The organism is Neglectibacter timonensis (genome assembly GCF_900048895.1).
Taxonomy (GTDB): domain Bacteria; phylum Bacillota; class Clostridia; order Oscillospirales; family Acutalibacteraceae; genus Acutalibacter; species Acutalibacter timonensis.
In genome coordinates, this window is record NZ_LT160639.1 from 677,866 (window position 1) to 699,476 (window position 21,611).

Consider the following 21,611-nt stretch of genomic DNA (forward strand, 5'->3'; position numbering starts at 1 on the left):
TCTTCCCATCCGATCAGATGACGCGGGAACTTTGGTCCCCGGTTATTTGCGTTTACTGGCCTGCTTCATCCGCAATTCCTTGGAAAGCACGCATTTGCGCATACGGATACTCTCCGGCGTAATCTCCACCAGCTCATCTTCCGCGATGAACTCCAGGCACTGTTCCAGGCTCAGTACGGAATGAGGCGTGAGCTTCAGCGCCTCGTCGGCGCCTGAGGAACGGGTGTTGGTGGCATGCTTTTTCTTGCAGACATTCACCACGATATCCTCATTCTTGGGGTTGGAACCCACAATCATGCCCTCGTACACCTCTACGCCGGGTCCGATGAACATGCGTCCCCGCTCCTGTGCGTAAAACAGGCCGTATGCCGTGGATTCCCCCGCCTCGTGAGCAATGATGGAACCCTGCGTCCTGTGCTGAATGTCTCCCTTAAAGGCTTCGTAGCCGTCAAACACGTGGTTCATGATGCCGTTTCCGTTGGTGTCGGTTAAGAACTCGGAGCGGTAGCCCATCAGGCCCCGGGCCGGGATCTTAAACTCCAGGTGGGTAGTGCCGGAATCCCTGGTGCCCATGTTGAGCAGCTCCGCCTTGCGCGGCCCCAGCTTCTCCATGACAGCGCCCACATAGCCGTCCGGCACCTCAATCATCAGCAGCTCGATGGGTTCCAGCTTCTTTCCGTCCTTTTCCCTGTAGATCACGCTGGGAGGGGAAACCTGGAACTCATAGCCCTGACGCCGCATCTGCTCAATGAGGATGGAAAGATGCAGCTCTCCACGGCCGGAAACCTTGAAGGTATCGGCGGAATCCGTCTCCTCCACCCGCATAGCCACATTTGTCTCCACCTCTTTAAAAAGCCGGTCCCTCAGGTTCCGGGAGGTGACGAACTTTCCCTCTTTTCCGGCAAAAGGAGAATTGTTTACCATAAACATCATGGAAACCGTAGGCTCGTCGATCTGCACAAAGGGCAGGGGCTCCACACAGTCCATAGCGCAGGCTGTCTGCCCGATATTCAGGTCTGCGATACCGGAGACCGCCACAATATCACCCAGCTCCGCGGATTCCGCCTCTACCCGTTTGAGCCCCTCAAACTGGTAGAGCTTTGTCACTCTGGCATTGCGGGGCGTCTCCTCCTCCCCGCAGATGGTGACCATCTGGCCGGTTTGGATTCTGCCGCGCTCCACACGGCCGATGCCGATGCGTCCCACATAATCGTCGTAGTCGATGTTGGAGAACAGCACCTGTGTGGGCCCTTCCAGATCGCCTTGAGGCGCCGGGACCTCGTTGAGAATCATCTCAAAAAGAGGCTTCATGTCCGTGCCGGGCACGTTGGGATCCAAAGAGGCATACCCGCCTCTGGCAGAGGCGTATACCACGGGAAATTCAAGCTGTTCATCGTCTGCACCCAGTTCAATGAACAGGTCCAAAACTTCGTCCACAACCTCCGCCGGGCGGGCGCCGGGACGGTCGATTTTATTGACTACTACCACAGGCTTTTTTCCAAGGCCCAAAGCTTTTTTCAACACAAATCTGGTTTGGGGCATGCAGCCTTCAAAGGCGTCCACCAGCAGCAGCACGCCGTCTACCATCATCAGGATACGCTCTACTTCTCCGCCGAAATCCGCGTGGCCGGGAGTATCCACAATATTAATTTTTGTATTTTCGTACATGACCGCCGTATTCTTAGAGAGAATGGTGATTCCTCTCTCCCGTTCCAAATCGTTGGAATCCATCACGCGCTCCGCCACGTTTTCATTCGCCCGGAATATGCCGCTCTGCCGCAGCAGCTGATCCACCAGAGTGGTCTTGCCATGGTCGACGTGGGCGATAATCGCCACATTCCGCAGATTTTCTCTTGTACCCATTCGATAAACTTCCTTTCCTGAAGGCGCGCACGCCGCGCCGGGATGCACCAAAAAGTCCTTTTTCTTATCACTTCTCATGAACCGAATTATTATACCACTGTTCGGCAGTTTTGAAAAGAAAAAAGTGAGGAACCGCCGCCATTTTTTAAATTTCTCCCTGTTATTCCGCCGCAGCTGGCGAAAGTGATTTCCTTTGGAGCCCGCTCCGGCTCTCCGGCAATTCCATATCCAAAATTTTCAGCTGCAGCACAAAAAACCGCAAAAAGAGCGGAGAGGGATTCCCCTCTCCGCTCTTAAGCCTCTTTGCGCCGCTCTGTCAGCTGACGGCGGTATTCGGCAAAAGACCGGCCTTCCTGCTTTCGGAACTGACGATAGAAATACTCCTCATTCCTGTATCCCAGCGTTTCAATCAGCTCAGAGACTCTGCCGGTTCCGGCTGCAAGCTGCCGTTTGGCAGCAGTAATTCGCAGCCGGTTCAAATAATCACTGAAACTGCACCCGGTCTCCGCCTTGAACAATCGTCCAAGATAGGCTGGGTTCATGTAGAACCTCCTGGCGATGATCTGCAAATTCAAGGCGTGTGAGTAATTTTGCTCACAATACTGCTGAACCTGCAGCACCAGGTTGGAAGGACGGTGTACACTGGTCTCCCGAAAGAGCTGCAGCGCCTCCCTGCAAAGCGCAGAAAGGAAATCCTTCACCGTTTCCCTGTGCCGGAACAATCCCTCCTCCAGTACCCGGAGCTTCTCATCGTACCAGCGCAGCTCATAACCGATATTATATTTCTGGTAGAGGCCCATCAGCTCAAACAACACCCCGTACAACACGCCCCGCACCACTTTTTCCGGAATCTGCTTTTCCGCAATTTCCTGCAGCAACCGATCTGTCTCAGTCCAGACAGTCTCCTCTTCCAGAAACTGCAGGGCGTTGAGCAGACCCTCGGAACGCCAGCTCAGCCCGAAGGCCTCGCTGGGCCGTTCCTCCGGCTCCCTTGCCTGGGACAACAGGGCCTTCCCGCCGCAGTCCTCCAGCGCCGCCTCAAAGGAATTCCGCAGTTCCCCAAAGGATTCTGCCGGTCTTCCCATGCCTGCAGAAACGCTCAGGTGAAGATAGGTCTCCACACAGGAAAGAAGCTCTGCCAGATAGGCGGGCGCCGCGCTTTCGAGCCTGCTACCCCCACAAAACAGCAGGCCGATCCTGCGACCGTCATAATCAAAAGCGTAGCCCTCCAGATCATTGAGTTCCAGCAGTTCGCAGGCGATATTTTTGATACTGTAGCCCAGCAGGCCCGCATCCTTGTCCCCTCCGAAGTCCGGCTGCAGCACAGCCGTCAAAAACCGCCCGCCCTGCAGCTTCACTCCTTGGTCTGCCAGCCGCTTGCTGACTGCCTCCGGCGAAACGCCGGGAGAGAGCAGCTCCCGGAACAACTGGTTACGCACAATCCTGTCGTTTTCCAGGCTCCTGCGGTACTCCTCCAGCTCTCCGTCGAGTTCACGTTTGATTTTTTTCACCGCGGCAAGCAGTTCCTCCCGGTCAATGGGTTTGAGCAGGAAAGCTTTTACCCCCATCTCAATGGCCTGCTTGGCATAGGCAAAATCACTGTAGCCGCTGACGATGATGATCTTAATCCCGGGATCCTTCTCCTGAATTCGGCGGATCAGAGCCAGCCCGTCGATTCCAGGCATGCGGATATCTGTAAGGATGAGTTCGCACCGCTGCCAGGACAGCATATTCAGAGCCTCTTCTCCATTTGCCGCAAGCCCAATGATATGAAACCCCAGCTCCTGCCAATCCAGAAATTCTGCGATGCCCTCACAAATGTTTTTCTCGTCATCCGCAATCAGCACATTGTACACGTCAAATTTCCTCCTTTTCCCCCTCTTCAAACTGGCAGAGCGGCAGTCTGACTTCGGCTGTAGTTCCCTGCCCCGGCTCACTGCGGAAGTGCAGGCCATAGGGCTCTCCGAAGAGCAGCCGGATCCGCCGGTGTACATTTCTTATGCCGATATTTTCCTGCCTGGGAAGGGAATCCAGCTCTGCCTGCAGCTTTTGCAGCGTTTCCGCCTCCATTCCCACGCCGTTATCTTCCACAAAGATGAAGAATTCCCCCGTGCCGATTTCGCTGGAAATCCTCAGTTTTCCATGCCCCTGCTTGGGCTCAAGCCCATGACGGATGGCGTTCTCCGCCAGAGGCTGGAGGCTGAACTTGGGAATTTTACAGCTTGAGAGTGCGGGATCCACCTGCAGCTCAAAGCAAATCCGGTCCGAAAAGCGGAACTGCTGAATCTGCAGATATGCTTTGACCAGCTCCACCTCTTCCCGGAGGGTGACGGTATCCTTATCCCATTCCATGCTTCTGCGCATTAGGAGGGCAAATTTCTGAATGATCTCAGCCGTCTGAAAATCCCTGTTTTTCCAAAGGCGCATCCGCACAGATTCCATGGTGTTAAAAACAAAATGCGGATCAATCTGGGACTGCAGCGCCTTGATCTCCGCGTCCTTCTTTTCCAGCTCCAGGCGGTACACACCGTTGATCAGGCGGTTGATGGTATCCATCATCCGTCCCATGTCCTCATAGAGTTCCGTAATCTCATCATGCCCGTCCAGCCTGATTTCCGGTTTAGCTTCGCCCCCGTGAAAATCGGTGGCATAGCGCACCAACAGCTTCAGCCGGTCCGTCAGCGTTTTGGAGAGCAGCAACAGGAAGCCTACAGCCCCCACAATGCTGAGCAGGCACAGCATGATACACAGCCATACTGATTCCGTCACTTTCTCCATCAGCGGCCGCCGTGACATGATGGAAACCAACCTCCAGCTTACCCCAGGTTCTTCCTCCATGCTGCGGTAGAAAGAAACCGTGTCCGTTTCCCGCACGGGCTGATCCGGCATTCGCTCCAGTATCCGCTGCAGCGCAGGGAACTCTTCCGCATCCTTTCCAACTGCTTCCCTGACATTGGAGGAGAGCACCACCCCGCTGCTGCCCACCACATAGGTCTGCTGGTCCCCACGGCCCAGCAGGGAACAAAGCTCCGACTCGGGGGTACGAAGCAACAGGATATTTTGAATCCGTTCCTGCCCGTCGGATACGATCAGCTTTCCCACTGCAAGATATGCCTTTCCGTCCTCCAAAATGGGATCCAACAGCACATTGCTTCCGGCTGCCTTCATCACCCGTTCCCGGATTTCCTTCTTCAGGGGCGTCTGCTTCTGGGAGACCAAAAACACGTTGTCGGTAAGAATGGTAGGATTTGTCGTGTAGACGGAAAGCTTTGACAGGCTGCCTGAGGTGATGGGGAATTTCACCAGGCAGCTGTCATAGATGCGCCCGTAGTCCAGGTAGGGTTCGATCTCGTCCGGATGGAATTCATGGAGGGTATTGACATATTTCATTAATTCATAGGAAGAGGTTGCGCTGTCAGCTAACGCGAAATTAGCCCGCAGCATACTGTCTACATTTGCAGCGGTCTGATCGAAATAGACACGGTCCAGGTCTTCCGTATAGGACAGGGTGGAACTCACCATCCGCTGCAGGAAGAAACCGCAGACCACCAAAATGGGCAGCAGGACAAAACACCCGTATCCAAAGAGCAGCTTTTTTTGAATCCCCATCCGGTTGAGTTTTCCTGAAATTCCCACAGCCCCTTCCCTCCCCGCCTTCTTTTACAGTCTCACCCTGTACAGCGCGGTACGCGCCGTGATCACCAGAGTGTTTTCCCCAACGGGGACCATACAGGCGGGCCGCTCCGGAAATTCCAAATACTCCGGCTCTCCGGCCTGCCGGTACACAAAGAGTCCTCCGTCCAGGATGCACACCGTGCCGGAGGGAAGCTCCAGAGAGCAGTATTCTCCCCGTTCCTCCAGCACCTGCGGCGAGAAGAGCTCGCAGGCGTCGTTTACCTGCAGGCGCACCGTCCTTTTGTAAAATTCATCTGCGGAGAGAAAAGGCTTTCCGGGAACCGCTTTTTGCAGGCAGCAAGCACGCACCAAATCGTAGCAGCAGGCAATCACGGTTGCGCCGTCCGGCGCCTGCCAGCCTTTTTCCCAGCTGCGGCAGACGATGGAGAGGTGGTCGTTGTTGTCCCGCCAGCGGTTTCCGGGATAGACCACCGTCTTCACCCCTGTCAGCTCCGCCCTGTCCCTGCATTCCAAAACCGTCATGGTCCTGCCCGGGTCCTGCGGGTCCACTGCATATACTTTGATAGCAGACCCAGTGTTGTACCAAGCGCCGTAGGCTGTGCCTTCCGCATCCGCAGGCTTCGGATACCGTTCGCCGGAGCCCTTGGGCGGAAAGTATTCGCACACCGCCAGCAGCCGATCCTCCCCGTCGCAGATCAGGGAAAGGGGCCGGTAGGGCGTATCCCAAACAGGGCGGATCAGTCCGGTCTGACAATCGAGCTGGTAGATGTTTTTCTTCCGGGAATCGCAGAAATACACATTTCCGCGGCTGTCCGTGCAGATGGCGTCCACGTTGTCAAAGCCGTCCGCCAGCCTTTCCACACGCCCGCCGGACTTAGGGGCGGGCCGTTCTGTGTTGAGGGTGAGCCGGGTCAGCTGCCAGGGCCGAACAGCTTTCCCGCCGTCGGCATCCCGCAGGGTGAAATCCATCGTATATTTCATCTGAGTGAAATTGTGCAGATTCCAGAATTCCGTGTTCCGGCAGTCCCGGGCCAAAACCGCCTGCGGGAAAGCGTTGTCCACCCAGATCACCCGGAACAGGTAGAGGTCCGCAAAGGTCAGGGAATCGCAGCCGGAAAGCTCTAGGGGCTGGCACCAACTGCTCTCCGCCACCTCTTCTTCGGTTTGCAGGGCATAGAAACTCCATCCGGAAACATTCTGCATCAATACCTCGCGGCGCACGTGGTGCTCCACCGAAACCGCATACATGGCTCCCGCCGCTGCGGTGTCGGAGAGGAAAAGGCCCGCGGCGGCATAGGGACTGGCGCTCCAGATATCTTTAAAGACTCCGCCTCCATTTTCCGTAATCCACAGGCTCCAGTACTGGGAGTCCCATTTCCGGGCAGGATCAGAATCTGCTGTGCGGCTCTCATTGTAGACAGGCACATTTTCTCCGCCGGGGTTCATAGAGCCGTGCCCTCCGTAAAACTTTACGTCGTTCATATAGGAGTCCGGACCCGCCGTCCACTTGCAGCCGCAGATCCGCGGATTTCTGGCAGCCGTATCAATGGCAATGCCGTTAATCAGATTTCCGCCGCCCTTTCCGCTTTCCAAAAGCGGCTTTGGCGTGCCAAACCCTCCGAAGACCGGCTCGTTATCCTTTACCATCAGTCTCGTGGAGATGGGGTTGAGACCGATCAACGCCGTATGCTCCCGCAGGCGCAGCGTGTCGCTCAGGCGGTAGAATCCCTGGGGGAAATAGAGCACGGCGTGGCTGTCCACCGCCCGCTGCAGCACCGCAGTGTCATCCGTCTCACCATCGCCTGCGGCCCCCAGCTCCCTTACATTTACCCACTCGTCCTGGGGAGGCAGGTCCGGAATGCGTTTGGGGAAGGAAAGAGGGAAGGAGGAAAGCGCCTCTGTCTCACAGACTGTTTGGAGTGACGCCTGCCCTGATACCCCTTTCATGACCAGGCCATGGGAAAACTCCCTGAGGAAAAACGTCTCCTGCTCCGGTTTGACATTCCTTCCGCTCTCTTCAAGTCTTGCAATAAAATTTACCCGCCGGCCGCAAAGGTTCCGGAGGCTGAGCTGGTTTGCCGCGCACCGGTCCAGAGGCGCTGTCACCAGGCAGTCTGAAATATTTTCAAAAACACCGTCCTCCAGATAAAGCTTTTCACAAAAGCCGTCCTCGATCTCTATGGCCCGGGGACAGTCCCGAACCTCCAAATTCACAATGGTAAGCCCCGCTTCCCGCGTGTGGATGGCTGCCCGGCGCTGACCGGAAAACCTGGCGTTCATCAGCAGGCAGGGCCAGCTGGGCGAGGTGCGGGTGGTATAGATGCCGTACTCTCCCCCTTCAAATGCCACATCCTCCAATTCGTTTCCCACGTCGAACAGCCCGGCGCGCCCGCTCCCTGCACACACCCTGCAGTGCGAGATGAAGCTGTGCTGGGCAAAGTGGGTGCGCAGGGCCACAGCGCAGGGATTTCTCTCGCCGATTTCCAAATCAATATTGGACAAGGCGCTGTAGAAGGTGCCTGCGTTGGCGTCGGCAACCGCCTCCCCGGGATCGGGAACCCGGTCGGTAAACCACAGCAGGTAGCGGGACTTTCCCTTATCCTCCGGCACGTCCTCCTGAAAGCCCGGCGAGCGCTCTTTCAGCACCAGCCTTGGCCGCGTTTTCCCCCAGCCGATCAGCCGGATGGCCCTGGGCACATAGATCGTGTCCGACAAAAGATAGACGCCCTCCTCCAGAAAGATAATACCATACCCTTTTTCCCGCTTCAGGCTGTTGATTGCCTCCTGAAGCGCCTGGGTGACATCACCCTCCCGATGACTGAACTGTACCGCCTCACCGTCGGCAAACGGTTTTTGATAGACAGATATTTCCATTAAAATTCCTCCCCGTGTTTGCGTCAAACGCTGTTCTCCGTTTTTTCAGTGCCGATTCAAGGAAGACCGCCATGTGTTCCGCAGGAAAAGCAGATCTATCACAGGCTTCTTCCCCAAAACATAAAATCAGTTTTTATTCTCCCAATATCACGGCTGCCGAAACCGGCTGCGGCAGCTCCCAGTACTCTGATTCCACCTCCAGGTTTTCAGTGATCTTAATGGAAGCTTTTCCCGCCGGAGTCAGCACCTGATGCCACACGCCCTTATTCAGGCACACAGGCTTATCCAGCAGAAAGGCCTGGAATTCTTCGGGAGCCTCAGGCCGGGCAGTCAGCAGAATTCCTGTCCCCTGCACCGGCTCAAAGCTTTCCCGGGAAAAGGGGTGGCATTCCAGCCGGCGTGCCGGCCCCGCTCCAAATTCCAACAGGGCGATCCGCCATCCAGGGCTCTCTTCCCGCACGGCGATCTCCCAGCCCCGGGGGCCGCTGAATTCCAGCACTGTCCCATAGGCCGCAAAGCTTTCCCGGGTGATCTCGCAAATCTCTCTTCTCATAACAAATTCCCCTCTCTCCTGCTATTCCTCTTCTTCATCACAGCCCTCTCCTTCCAGATAAACCGTGCGGCGGGGCTCTCCGTTTTACAATGTTTAATCATAATATAATACTGAAAAGGGGGATTTGAAATCCCCCTTTTCAGACGGCAGCTTCCGGGCCGGAGGAGCCGGACCGCGAAAGATGTCTCCTAAAAATTATTCCTGGCCCTTTTTGAATTCGTCAAACTGCTTCTGCATCTCCGCCACAATAGTCTCGGATCCCGCCTCCCGCAGCTTATTGAGGAATTCCGGCAGAGTTTTCTCAGGATCTACAGCCCCCACCTTCAGAACGTTGTTGTACTCCTTTACAATGTTCAGGGTGGCGGCCACCTCGGTCTGCACCGGGGTCTCATCGAAGATAAAACCAAAATCCGGCAGCTGTTTTGCCTTGGCATTGAACGCTTCAAACTGCTCCCATTTATCCGGCGCTTCTGTCTCATTGAGGAAGTTCAGGAACTGGTTGCCGTACATCCACTGCATGTTGGGGGCGTAGCCGCTGTCAGGGATCAATTTGATCACATTGTCGGATACCTTTTCATAATCCACACCTTCCACGCCGAAGTTGATCAGGTTATTGAGGTATTTATCCGTATTTACCAGCTCCAGGAACATGGCCGCACGCTGAGGGTTCTTCGAGGTTCTGGAAATGGCCTGCATGGAACCCAGGGCATTGGTGAGATAGATGTCGGTAACATCCACCTGAGCCAGGGTGAAGCCTTTCCCCTGTGCCAGAATGTTCAGTTCATCCGCATAACAGGGCTTCAGGTTCACAGGGAAAGTGAAAAACTGACCGTTGGATTTCTGGGATTGGCCGTCCTTCATGGTGGCCACGTCCTTGCGCAGATAGCCTTTGTTGTAGAAGTCCCGCATCTGCTGATAGGCCGCCTTATACTCCTCCGATTCATACTGGTTGACCACCGTGCCGTCCGGCAGGATCATTCCTATCTTCTCCTGGGGGTTAGCACCCATTTCCATAATGGATACGAAGGGGAGATTCTGGCTGTTGTCGTTAAACAGGGGAGTGAGTTCTTCATTGTGCTCCATAAACTGCTGCAGTTTGGGCTCGATATCACTATACGTTTTGATATCGCTCATGTCAATCCCATATTCGTCTGCCAGGGTCTTGTTGTATACGAAGCCATAGCTGACAGCTTTTTCCTTGTTGCAGGGCAGTGCGTAGATATGTCCGTTTACCCTCGCAGCATTGAGAAAGTCCTCTCCCACTGCTTCGGCAGCGCCCTTCATCTCGTTTTCCAAATAGCCGTCCATCTCCATAAAGGCGCCGTTTTTGGAATTGAGCACATAGTCTACCATCCCCACGCCGGTAAAGCAGATATCAAAAGGTTCGCTGGCCGCGATAGCCGCCTTCAGCTTCTGGTCGTAGGAGGCCCAGTCCAGCATGTTCATCTTGACTGTGACATTGAGCTTGTCCTTTAGGTATTTGTTGATCTCCTGTTCGATGCGCTGGTTATCCCGCTGTTGGGCGGGCCCCAGTACATACCAGGTCAGATCGTAGGGTTCCAGTTCGCCGGAACCCGAAGTCTCCCCCGGTTCTGCGCCCTTGGATGCTCCACTGCTGCCCGAGGGCTGTCCGCAGCCTGCGGCCAGCAGGCACAGCGCCAGAATCAATGCCAGCAGTATCCGTCCTTTTGCCTTACTCTTTTTCATTTTTTCTTCCTCCCTTATTTCTCTGGGGCGCAAAGGCCCCTGCTTTCCATATGCCGCACCGTCATCCCTTGACCGAACCGATGGTCAGGCCCTTGATAAAGTATTTCTGGAAGAACGGATAGGCAATGATTATGGGGCCGATGGACAGGATGCACATGGCCATACGGGCGGTCTCCCCCGGCAGCTTCATGGCCTCCATGCTGAAACTGGTGCTGGGAATCTGCTCCAGAATGCTCAGGCTCACCAGCAGCTTGTAGAGCATATACTGCAGGTTATACAGGTTCTGGTCGGTGACCAGCATCAGAGGCAGATAGTAATCGTTCCAAAACGCCAGGGTATTGAACAGGCCGATTGTGGCAAGGCCCGGCAGCGCCAGGGGCAAAACGATGGTCCGAAAAATCCGGAAATCCCCGCAGCCGTCGATACGCGCTGATTCCACAATGGCATCCGGGATGGTGGTCTGGTAAAAGGTGCGCATGATCATCACATAGAAGGCATTCATCAGATAGGGGACGATCAGCGCAAAAATGGTGTTGTTCAAATGCAGGAATTTGACGCAGACGATGTACCACGGCACCATACCGCCGTTAAACAGCATGGTGAACAGCGCGAAAAAGGAGAACTGCTTGCGGAAGGAGAACTCCCGGCGCGAAAGCGGGTAGGCGAACAGCGCGACGAGAAAGGTGCTGCACACCGTCCCCACCACCGTGACCAGCAGCGTAACCCCATAAGAATTGAGGATGGTGCCGGACCATTTGAAGATAAAACGGTAAGCATCAGTCGTAAAATGCTGCGGAATCATGCTGTAGCCATTGATCAGCACATCCCTCTCATCCGAGAATGAGATGCCCAAAACCAGAAGTACCGGATAGATGCACATCACCATCATCAGGCTGAACAGCACGATGAGCACCGCATTGGCCGGGGCGGATATGGAAGTGCGGGAACGGGATTTCTTTTTCATGCTGATTCTACACCTCCTAAAACAATGCGTTGTCGGGATTGAGCTTGTTGACGAACAAATTGGTGGTAAGCACCAGTATGAATCCAATCACAGACTGATAGAGGCTGGCGGCGGCGGACATGCCCAGGTCTCCGGTGTTCATCAGGGTCTGATACACATAGGTATCCAGCACGTCGGCCACCGGCTTCAGGGCTCCGTTTCCCAACTGGGAAGTGGCAAAATAAAACAGCCCGAAATCTCCCTGCACAATTTTACCCATGCTGAGGATGGTGAGGATCGTCATCACCGGCACCAGATGCGGCAGGGTGATGTGGATGATCTGTTTCAGCTTGCCGGCCCCGTCGATGCTGGCAGCCTCATAGAGCTCCTGGTCGATGCCGGAGAGAGCCGCCAAATACACCACGGAATTGTACCCGGTATACTTCCAGAGGTTCAGGAACACCAGAAGATAGGGCCAGGGGGCCAGCTCGGTATACCAGCTGATCGGTTCGATCCCCAGTGCCGGCAGGATCATCCGGTTCACAATACCGGATTCCGGGTTCAGGAAAGAATAGACGATGTAACTGACCACAACCCAGGAAAGAAAGTAGGGCAGCATAAAGGTGGTTTGAAAAATTTTACTCAGCCTTTTGCTGATCAGCTCGTTGAGCCCGATTGCCAATGCAATGGCCGCAACCAGCCCCACGAAAATGAACACCAGGTTGTAGCATACCGTGTTCCGGGTGATACGGAAGGCATCCGGGGTCTTAAAGAAAAACTCAAAATTCTTCAGGCCAACCCATTCGCTCTCCATAAAGTTGGTAAAGATATTGTCGCTGAAAAACTGCATTTTTTTGAAGCTCATCAGGGTTCCCGCCATAGGCAGATAATTAAAAATCAGCATCAAAACCGTTCCGGGAAGCAGCATCAGCAAAAAAGTTTTATTCTTATGTACCTTCCAGAAAAAATTTTTCCAGCCCTTTCGGTGCGCAGAGCGCCCCTGTTCCAATCCGGCAGCCATAGCCGCGCCTCCTCTTTTTATTTCAAATGCCGGTAACCAGACACTTGCTCCTTGTGTCTACATTCTACGAATTCCCCGTCCTGAAATCCAGACACAAATTATGCAGAAAAGCTGTAAAAATTATAGCTTTTCCCAAACCGAGCCAAAAGCCCGCCGGGCGGCCGTTGTATTTTCCCCCCACATCCTGTATAATATGGAACATAACTTCAGCTCCGGGCGGGAGACGGCGTTTCCCTTCCCGGAGAGGGAAAGACGGTGAGAGAGACGGCAGCGCAATCGCAAAACAGTGATTTTTCCCGGGGCAGCGTGGCCAAAAACATTCTGAGGCTGGCAGTGCCCATGACAGTGGCCCAGCTCATCCATGTGCTTTACAGCGTGGTGGACCGGATGTATCTGGGGCATATTCCCGGCGTGGGGGCGGATGCCCTTACCGGGGTGGGCATCACCTTTCCCATCCTCACCATCATCACCGCTTTCGCAAACCTGTTCGGAATGGGCGGCTCACCGCTCTTCTCCATCGAGAGAGGGAAAGGGGACGCGGAAAAGGCAAAACGGATCATGGGGAACACATTTGCCATGCTCCTCTATACGGGCCTTGCCCTTATGGCAGTCATCCTGCTGTTCAAAAAGCCGCTGCTTTACGCCTTTGGCGCCAGCGACATCACCTTCCCTTACGCGGACGGCTACATCACCATCTATCTCTGCGGCAGCCTGTTTGTGATGGTGGGGCTGGGAATGAACAACTTTATCAATGCCCAGGGCTTCGGCCGCAAGGGGATGATGACCGTGCTGCTGGGCGCCGTGGTCAACATCGCGCTGGACCCGCTGTTTATCTTTGTGCTGAATCTGGGAGTGCAGGGTGCCGCCATTGCCACGGTGATCGCCCAGTTTGTCTCCGCCCTGTGGGCAGTCTCCTTTCTCCGCGGCAGAAAAGCGGTGATCCGTCTGGAACGCTCCGCCATGCGCCTGCAGTGGCGGCTTGTCGGCCGGATCTGCGCCCTGGGTTTTTCCGGCTTTATCATGGCGGTGACCAATAGCGCCGTGCAGATCGTCTGCAATTCCACCCTGCAGCTTTTCGGCGGGGATCTGTACGTGGGCGTGATGACCGTGCTCAACTCGGTGCGCGAGGTGGTCTCCACACCCATCAGCGGCCTGACCAGCGCGGCCCAGCCGGTCATCGGGTTCAACTACGGCGCAGAAGAATACCGGAGAGTGCGAAAGGGAATCAAGTTTATGTCCATTCTCTGCGTGCTTTACACTACGCTGGTTTGGTTGATTCTCTTCGTGGCCCCACAGCCCTTCATCGCCATTTTTACCGAGGAAGCCGCACTGCGGGAGGCCTGTGTGCCCGCCATGCACATCTACTTCTTCGGCTTCTTTATGATGTCCCTTCAGAATGCTGGGCAGTCCTCTGCCGTAGCGCTGGGCCGTTCCAAGCAGGCCGTATTCTTCTCCCTGCTGCGCAAGGCGGTCATCGTTATCCCCCTCACGCTGCTGCTGCCCCGGCTCTTCGGCCTGGGCGTGGACGGCGTGTTCCTGGCGGAACCCATTTCCAACTTTATCGGCGGCGCCGCCTGCTACCTCACCATGCTGCTGACCATCTGGCGTGAGATGGTACGCAAAGAGCGGGAAAAAGCCACAGCCGTGTAAGGTCTTCTTTGTGACATTACAAGCGCGCCCCAAAGCAAGGATTGTTCCCTTGTTTTTGGGCGCGCTTTCCCGTTCTGCCCCGGGTTCCAGCTGTCTCCAAATTATTTTCCAGAGAGTTTTCTTCTCCTCTTGACAATCTTGGTTTATTATTATAAACTAAAATCAAAGACTGGGTTTATAATAACAAACCTGACAAAATTTAAAGTAGGGGGCGTCTGTATGAAAGACCTGAAACTCTGCGAAAGCGACTATCGTTTTATGCTGCTGGTTTGGGAGGCAGAGCCCCTCCCCTCCGGAAAGCTTGTGGAGTTGTGCCGGGAAAGGCTGGGCTGGAAGAAGTCCACCACCTATACAGTGCTGCGCAAGCTCTGTGAGCGGGGCTTTGTCAGGAATGAAAACACTGTGGTATCCGCCTGCATTCCCAAAGAAAAAGTACAGGTTTACCAGAGCGGGCATTTTGTCGAGCATGTCTTCGAGGGATCCCTGCCTGGCTTTCTCACCGCATTTCTGGGCGGCAGGCCCGTTTCCGAGCAGGAGGCTCGGGAACTCAAAGAACTGATCGACCAACACACCCGGAAGGGAGGCGGGACATCATGACCGCCCTCCGTGAGATTTTTCTGCAGCTGCTCAGCATGAGCCTGACCTCCTCCCTTGTGATCGCCGTAATCTGTTTCCTGCGGTTCCTGCTGAAACGGGCCCCGAAAAAGTTTTCTTACTGGCTGTGGGCCGCCGCAGCCTTTCGACTCATCTGCCCTTTTTCCTTCTCCGCGGTCTTCAGTATTTTTTCCTTTTCCTCCGCAGGGACCGTACACAGCGCAGGCCCTGTCACCAGGATGAGCTACCTGCCGGCTGTCTCCCCTGCCGGAGATCCGGCCCAGCCGCTCACATATCCTGGCATGGTTTCCGGGATTCCGGATCCGGGTCCCGATTCTGTTGCCATACTCAGCCTTATATGGATGCTGGGCGTTGTGCTGATGCTGGCCGCAGCTGTGTTCAGTTACCGGAAAATCTGCCTGCGGGTGCGCGCTGCCGTAATGCTTCGCCCGTACGTTTATGAGTGCGACGCTATCCGATCTCCGTTTGTGCTGGGATTTTTCCGGCCAAAAATCTACCTGCCCTTTGGTTTGGACGCCGGTCGGCAGAAATACGTGCTTTGTCATGAAGAGTATCACATCAGACGCCGTGACTATCTCATCAAGCCGCTGGCCTTCTCCCTTCTGTGCCTGCATTGGTTGAATCCCCTGGTATGGCTGGCTTTTGTCCTCTTGTCCAGAGATATGGAGATGAGTTGCGACGAAAAGGTGCTGGAAACCCTGGGCGGCGATCTGCGCCGCGAATACAGCCTCTCCCTGCTCTCCTTCGGATCAAACCGCAGATTTCCTGCTCCCAATCCCCTTTCCTTCGGAGAGACGGGCCTCCGGGAGCGGATCAAGAACGTGCTCACCTACCGCAGAACCGGAGCTTTCGTCTCCATTATGGCCGTCATTGCCTGTCTGCTGACGGCTGCGGCCTGCTCCGCAAACCCGATTCAGCCCGAAGTCCCCGAAAGTTCCAATCATAATTATGAAATGATGGGTGCGGAGGACGAGACTGATTTCCACACCGCAGAGCTTCTCAGCCTGCTGTTCGACTGCCAGGACAGCGAGCTCCTGGAGATCATGGCGCTTCCCGCCCCCTCCGTCACCCCGCTTCCCAACGGAGACTATCCCACGATGACTTCTAACCCCGCAATAGACGAGGCTTTGGAGCAATACTATCAAGCCCGTTTTCCGGCAGACTATTTTACAGAAGAGGCTTATGCCCGTTTCCTGCAGAGGGCTGCTTCCCAATGGTTCTTTCAATCATTTGCCGGGCAGGGAGAACTGCGCCTAGTTAAGGCGGAGCGTCTGCCTGCGGAAACAGACGCCCGCAGCTGGACCGCCACTGTGAGAGCGGTGCTGCTGCCTTCAGGCGCATCGCAGGATTTTGAAATCCCCGTATCCGTACAGGAGTCGGAAGGCAAGCTGACCTCCTTCCTGTTGGGAGAGGAGGTCGGCAGCCTGCAGCAGTACTTTTTTCGCTCTGCCATGGAGGAAACAGGGCTGCAGGATGAAGAGCAGGAAGCATGGAAAAGAGATTTGGAGGCTCGGGAGGAAAAGCTGGCTGAACTTCAGGCGGAGTTCAGTTCTTACGAGGCGCGCATAGAGGTTCTGGCTTCCGACCTGGAAACTGCAGAGGAAAGCCGCATGGGCACGCTGAAAACGGAGCTGAACAGCGCTGAGCTGCAGCGCCGTATACTGTATCAGGAAGCGGAGGCACTGGAACAGGAGATAGAGAAGCTCCGGCTGCTCATCCAGGACAGCGTCTCTGCGGAAAACGAGGACGTTTCTCCCTGATAGAACACAGAATATGGAGGCAAAAACATACGCCCTGAAGACGGCTGTACAAGCTGTCCTCAGGGCGTTCCAATTATCGGTAGGTGGTTTCCAGAGCCTTTTTCAGAACCCTGGGGTCACGGACATAGGGTGTGACTGGACAGATGGGTTTGGTAATTTCCATCAGCGTATAGACTGCAATGCGGGCGGCGCGTACCGAATATTCTTCGGTAAACACCATGTCTTCCGGAATCTCCACAAACTGGCTGATCATGGCAAAGTTTGTGCTGCCCTCCGGCACCACAGCAGGGCGGTCCGTCATCTTGCGGGGCTGGAACTGGGCGTCCACATAGGGCATGAAGCAGGGAATCACATTGATCACATCTTTTTTGATTTCCTCCCAGCGGTCCTGCCAATGGAGATGGCAGATAAGCTCATAAAGCAGTTCCTCGCCGGTGCAGTCCTTCATGGGTTTTTTCACATAGTCGCCCAGCTGATCGGTGTAGAGGCCGTAACCCCAGAAAATGGTGGTATTTACATCCTGTGCCCGGAAATGGGGCTGCGCCGCAACCACGAGGCTCATCAGCCAGGAAGAATCCTTAAACGTCATCAGAGCGCCCGAGCCCGGGATGTTGCCAGAATAGTTTTCTATCATCTTCAGCAGCCGGTTCCCCTTCAAGGTCACAGTGAAGCTCTCCCAATTGGTTTCGTGCATGTTTCCAAAGAAGGGCCGCGGGTCTCCGAGGCCGGGCTTTTTCGAAGCCACCTTGCTCCAGAGCTCGCCGGATATAGGCTTTTCCTCCGGGGCGGGAGCCGGGGTGCTGTAATCCCCCAGGGTAGCGGAATCCGTCATGCAGGCATTGGTCATGATACACAGGTCGCCCTCTCCCAGCTCTATGGTCCGCTCTTCCCCCACCGAATCCTTTAGATGCAGCGCTGTGGCGGTAATGGTGCTGTCAGGCTTGAAATCGATATCCGTCACCGTGGTATCCGTCACAAATCTGACGCCGTGATTGTCAAGATAAGCTTTCAGCGGCAGGATCACGCTCTCATATTGGTTGTAGGGGGTACGGGTAACGCCTTCCAACGTCTCGATTCGGGAGAATTCAAAGATCATCCTGCGCATATAGCGTCGGAATTCAAACAGGCTGGACCATTTCTGGAAGGCAAAGGTAGTCTGCCACATATACCAGAAATTGGTGGTAAAGAAATGGGGCGTACCCTGGAACCAATCTTCAATCGTCAGGCCGTCCAGCTGTTCCTCGGGTGTGATCATCAGCTTCCCCAAAGCCAGACGGTCGCCGTTGCTGAAACCCATACTGTGCACATCCTGGATCACCCCATTGCGGTCGATGAGCCGGGCGTGAGCGCAGGTGGGATGGGCATGGTCAAAATTGAGTATTTCCTCCGTCACACTCCTGCCGGGCTGTTCTATGCTGGGAACAGAGGAAAAGAGCTCCCAGAAATTTTCATAGGTCTCCTCATTGAGCATCCGGCCGCCACGGCAGACAAAGCCCTGCTCCACGCTGCCCGCACCGTCGTTGGAACCGCCCAGGAGCTTCATCCCCTCGTAAATTGTGATATTTTCTCCTGGAAAACTGCAGTCGCGCACCAGGTATGCGGCAGCTGCCAGAGAAGCCAGACCCCCGCCTACCAGATAAACCTTCCGTTCTCCATAGTCCCGGCTTTTGACCTCTTCGTCCGCTATGCGTCTCGTTTCAGCCTCCGCCTTTTTTCTCCCAGCGTTAACAACCGCTGCCGCTGCGGCCCCTGCCGCGCCCACTGCAAGAATCTTACCAAGTTTTTTCATAGTCGGTTCCCTTTCTTCCCTGATATTTGTTTCGGCACGAATCGATGCGCAATCCGTCCTCGTTTCTGACGCTTTTCCGGGAACCAGCGCCGCTGTCCCCGGAAGCTGGCTTCATTCTACCATGGGAAATCTTAGAAATCATTAGACAGGTTTTTCACGCTGTACAAAAAACATACAGCTGAAATTCATTGTCGCAAAATGTGACAATATCAGGCTTTTGTCTATACACAGGAACAGCGGAAAGCGGTATCCTGAGATAGGATGAGAGGAGGGAAACGTTCATGGCAGCCGACAGCCCTGTCAAGGAAGCAATGGTAAAAACCGCGGTGGTCCATCTGCTGCGCACAGCGAAGAGAGATCCAGAGCGGACCGCCCGCAATGTTACAGAGCTGGCCTGTGTGCTCACGCACCGAAACCTGGTTCCGGAAGAGGAAACCCTGTTCCTATCGGGGATGGCCCGCTTTATCCGGGAGGGCAATGAAAAAGAGGCGCTCAGCCTGGTTCAGCAATTCTTCTTTCCAAATTCCAGCCAAAGGCCGGGCTGAATGATTCAGCCCGGCCTTCAGCTTGTCGAAAAAGAGCATTTCGCCAAGCTGAACAAGTTTGCAGGGAAGAAATAGTTTTCTCAGAAGGCTTCTCCCTGTGCAAACTTGTTTCTGAATCAACGCGGGAGAGGAACCCTGACGGTTCCCTCCCACACCCTTCCTCCCTCCGAAGGCGTTGGCTCTTACGTTTATCGACAGACTGAAAGGCCGGGCTGAATGATTCAGCCCGGCCTTCTCGTCGTCCCCTGCATTGTTTTAACCTGCAGGGGACAGGATATTCTAATCACGTTTCACAATGGACTTTTTCTTCCACTTTCCCATCCGGTAGGCAAATCCGGTGAGTACCGCGCCCAGCACCCAGGAGATCAGCAGGGAGATGAACAGGCAGTCCGGCGCGCCGCTTCCCATCGCTCCGCCCGCAGGACGGGTGAGCGCCTCAAGGCCGTAGGCAATGGGCATCCGGATAATCACCGTAGTGATGATGGAAATCCACATGGGTGTCATAGTGTCCCCCGCGCCGCGCATGACGCCGGAGAAAATCTGCGTGACCGCCATGGCCACATAACCCACCGCCAGGATAAACAACATCCTGGTACCCAGGGCAATCACCTCGGGGGTTTTCGTAAACAGCTGCATTAAGTACCGGCCAAACAGAAGGATCAGGCCCACCAGCACAACGGAAACGGAAACGCCCAGCTTCATTCCGTCCTTAGTGCCCTTTTCCACCCGGTCCAGCCTGCCGGCGCCGATATTCTGTCCGGCAAAGGTAGTCATGGCGGTACCGAAGGTGAAGTTCGGCATCATGGCAAAGCCGTCCACACGCATCACCACAGTATTTGCCGCGATAACCGCTGTACCGAAGCTGTTGGTCAACGACTGCACAATGATCATAGCCAGGGAGAAAATCGCCTGGGTCAGTCCGCTGGGAAGCCCAAGCCGGACCAGCTGGCCCAGAAGCACCTTCTTGGGGCGAAGTGTTTTCCATTTGATCACCAGGATATCGTGCATCCGAAACAGCTTTATCAGGCAGAGCACGGCGGAAATTGCCTGGGCGATGATAGTGGCCCAGGCTACACCGGCCACGCCCCAGCCAAACCCGGCCACAAACCAAATATCCAAACCGATATTGAGCCCGCACGCCACAATCAGAAAAATCAGCGGCATAAAGGAATCCCCCAATCCACGGAGGATGCCGGAAATGATGTTGTAAAACGCAGAGCCCATGATGCCCGCAAACATGATGACCAGATAGTCACAGGACATCTGATAAATATCACTTGGCGTCTGCAGTGCGCTGAGCAAAAGGGGGGAAACCAGCGGCCCCACAATCATGATGAATATGGATGAGATTAGAGTAGCCGTGATAGTGGTGCCCACCGTATCTGAAAGCTTCTGCTTTTCCTTGGCCCCAAAGTATTGGGACACCATAATGCCTGCACCCACAGAGATGCCCATGAACAGCACCAGAAGCAGGTTTAAAATCGGGCCGCTGGCCCCCACCGCGGCCAGCGCCCCGTCTCCCACATAATTTCCCACCACGATAGAGTCTACCGTGCTGTAGAGCTGCTGAGCCAAATTGCCGATCAGCAAAGGCACTGAAAATTTGATCAGGTTGCTCGCCGGGCTCCCCTTTGTCATATCCTGCGCGCCGAACATCGCAGAAAGCTTACCTGCCATAAATCTTTTTCTTCCTTTCCCCAAATGGGTTTCATTCCCATTTCACTAAATAATTTTCGTTTCATTATATCATAAAATCAGAGGAAATACTTTGTTCAAAACGATGAAGTTACGGAAGATTTTTTTATATGTTCCCAATAAAAAACCGGAAAGCAGCATTTGCTTTCCGGTTTCCCTTCCTGATGAAAAATCACTTGACCACTGCACGGCGCATGAGCAGCCAGGAAAGCCCGCTCATGGCCGCAAACAAAACCAGACAGGTGAGAGCCGTATTCTGCGGCTGGCCAAAGGCAAATTGAAACACTACGGCAAAAAAACCTGACACAGCCTTTATCACCGCCCCGTTACTAATAAACTGATCCAATAATTCCAGCGCCGGCAGGCCGAAGAAGACCAGCACCGGAACACCGGCTCCCACCAGAATTTTCCCCAGCTTGTTCAGCCGGTAAAAGAGGGTGGTGATCAGATAACCCAAACCCGCCGCAGCCAGCAGCATAAAAAAGCCGAAGGCGGCGGAACAGAGATGCAGCAGAAACGCGCCCGCCTGCCAGGCCCCCGCAGCGCTGAAATACAGATTCTCCATGAGACTCATGGAGCCCATTTCAATGCCCATCAGCCTACTGGGCAGAGGGGCCAGAATGGTGACCAGCTCATCCGCCACAGCCATAACCGCGCACATGGCCCCCGCCGTGCAAAGCCGGGCCAGAAACGTGCTGCGCCGGGAGACTCCATTCTGCAGGGACATCCCAAAATTGTCCTTAAAAGAGCAGAGTGACGCCACAAACACGTAAACCGCCGTAACCGCAGTAATACCGTTTGTAGTGGAGCCGTTCACATCTTCACCCACGGCCGCCACCACAAAAAGAATCTCAAACAGCACGTAAAACCCTAGCAGCACCCCGTAGTAGGTCAGAATTCCTCTTTTCTGATCCGCCAGCTGATAGCGGAACGATGCAAATACCTTCATCGCTTTCTCCC

At 54.9% G+C, this 21,611-nt stretch carries 15 protein-coding genes; 4 read left to right on the top strand and 11 right to left on the bottom strand.

Going from position 1 to position 21,611, the window contains the following annotated elements:
- Positions 1–42 precede the first annotated feature (42 nt).
- The 8 genes from typA to BN3911_RS08100 all read right to left on the bottom strand — a co-directional run bounded on the left by typA (position 43) and on the right by BN3911_RS08100 (position 12,597).
- Positions 43–1,863, bottom strand: coding sequence for a translational GTPase TypA (typA, locus tag BN3911_RS08065; RefSeq protein WP_066863789.1), 1,821 nt, complete (start codon positions 1,861–1,863; stop codon positions 43–45).
- 293 nt (positions 1,864–2,156) lie between these two features.
- Positions 2,157–3,719, bottom strand: coding sequence for a response regulator transcription factor (locus BN3911_RS08070; RefSeq protein WP_066863791.1), 1,563 nt, complete (start codon positions 3,717–3,719; stop codon positions 2,157–2,159).
- 1 nt (position 3,720) lies between these two features.
- Positions 3,721–5,499: a sensor histidine kinase gene (locus BN3911_RS08075; RefSeq protein ID WP_066863797.1), complete on the bottom strand. Its 1,779-nt coding sequence runs from the start codon at positions 5,497–5,499 to the stop codon at positions 3,721–3,723.
- 24 nt (positions 5,500–5,523) lie between these two features.
- Positions 5,524–8,373, bottom strand: coding sequence for a glycosyl hydrolase family 28-related protein (locus BN3911_RS08080; protein ID WP_066863800.1), 2,850 nt, complete (start codon positions 8,371–8,373; stop codon positions 5,524–5,526).
- Positions 8,374–8,506: 133 nt separating this feature from the next.
- Positions 8,507–8,926 carry an ureidoglycolate lyase gene (locus BN3911_RS08085; protein WP_066863803.1) on the bottom strand — a complete coding sequence of 140 codons (420 nt, stop codon included), beginning with the start codon at positions 8,924–8,926 and terminating at the stop codon, positions 8,507–8,509.
- Positions 8,927–9,121: 195 nt separating this feature from the next.
- Complete coding sequence (locus BN3911_RS08090; RefSeq protein ID WP_147578552.1) at positions 9,122–10,633, bottom strand: ABC transporter substrate-binding protein; 1,512 nt, start codon at positions 10,631–10,633, stop codon at positions 9,122–9,124.
- 61 nt (positions 10,634–10,694) lie between these two features.
- A complete protein-coding gene (locus BN3911_RS08095; RefSeq protein WP_066863808.1) occupies positions 10,695–11,597 on the bottom strand; it encodes a carbohydrate ABC transporter permease in 903 nt (300 codons plus the stop codon).
- Positions 11,598–11,613: 16 nt separating this feature from the next.
- The gene (locus tag BN3911_RS08100) at positions 11,614–12,597 is read right to left on the bottom strand and encodes an ABC transporter permease (protein ID WP_066863810.1); all 984 of its coding nucleotides are present in this window, start codon (positions 12,595–12,597) and stop codon (positions 11,614–11,616) included.
- Positions 12,598–12,852: 255 nt separating this feature from the next.
- Here BN3911_RS08100 and BN3911_RS08105 point away from each other — a divergent pair, with 255 nt between their 5' ends.
- The 3 genes from BN3911_RS08105 to BN3911_RS08115 all read left to right on the top strand — a co-directional run bounded on the left by BN3911_RS08105 (position 12,853) and on the right by BN3911_RS08115 (position 16,622).
- Positions 12,853–14,247: an MATE family efflux transporter gene (locus tag BN3911_RS08105; protein ID WP_066863813.1), complete on the top strand. Its 1,395-nt coding sequence runs from the start codon at positions 12,853–12,855 to the stop codon at positions 14,245–14,247.
- Between the two features lie 219 nt (positions 14,248–14,466).
- Complete coding sequence (locus BN3911_RS08110) at positions 14,467–14,844, top strand: BlaI/MecI/CopY family transcriptional regulator (RefSeq protein WP_066863816.1); 378 nt, start codon at positions 14,467–14,469, stop codon at positions 14,842–14,844.
- Positions 14,841–16,622: a M56 family metallopeptidase gene (locus BN3911_RS08115; protein ID WP_066863820.1), complete on the top strand. Its 1,782-nt coding sequence runs from the start codon at positions 14,841–14,843 to the stop codon at positions 16,620–16,622. The genes BN3911_RS08110 and BN3911_RS08115 overlap by 4 nt, the downstream gene beginning before the upstream one ends.
- 73 nt (positions 16,623–16,695) lie before the next feature.
- Here the strand turns inward: BN3911_RS08115 and BN3911_RS08120 are convergent, their stop codons facing one another.
- A complete protein-coding gene (locus tag BN3911_RS08120) occupies positions 16,696–18,411 on the bottom strand; it encodes an oleate hydratase (RefSeq protein WP_066863822.1) in 1,716 nt (571 codons plus the stop codon).
- A 281-nt stretch (positions 18,412–18,692) separates the two neighbouring features.
- Between BN3911_RS08120 and BN3911_RS08125 the strand changes: the two genes are divergently transcribed.
- Positions 18,693–18,956: a hypothetical protein gene (locus tag BN3911_RS08125; protein ID WP_066863826.1), complete on the top strand. Its 264-nt coding sequence runs from the start codon at positions 18,693–18,695 to the stop codon at positions 18,954–18,956.
- Between the two features lie 279 nt (positions 18,957–19,235).
- Here the strand turns inward: BN3911_RS08125 and BN3911_RS08130 are convergent, their stop codons facing one another.
- Both BN3911_RS08130 and BN3911_RS08135 read right to left on the bottom strand, forming a co-directional pair.
- Entirely contained in the window at positions 19,236–20,633 is a 1,398-nt protein-coding gene (locus BN3911_RS08130; protein WP_066863829.1) for an MATE family efflux transporter, read from the bottom strand.
- Positions 20,634–20,823: 190 nt separating this feature from the next.
- Positions 20,824–21,600: a hypothetical protein gene (locus BN3911_RS08135; RefSeq protein WP_066863832.1), complete on the bottom strand. Its 777-nt coding sequence runs from the start codon at positions 21,598–21,600 to the stop codon at positions 20,824–20,826.
- Positions 21,601–21,611 lie beyond the last annotated feature (11 nt).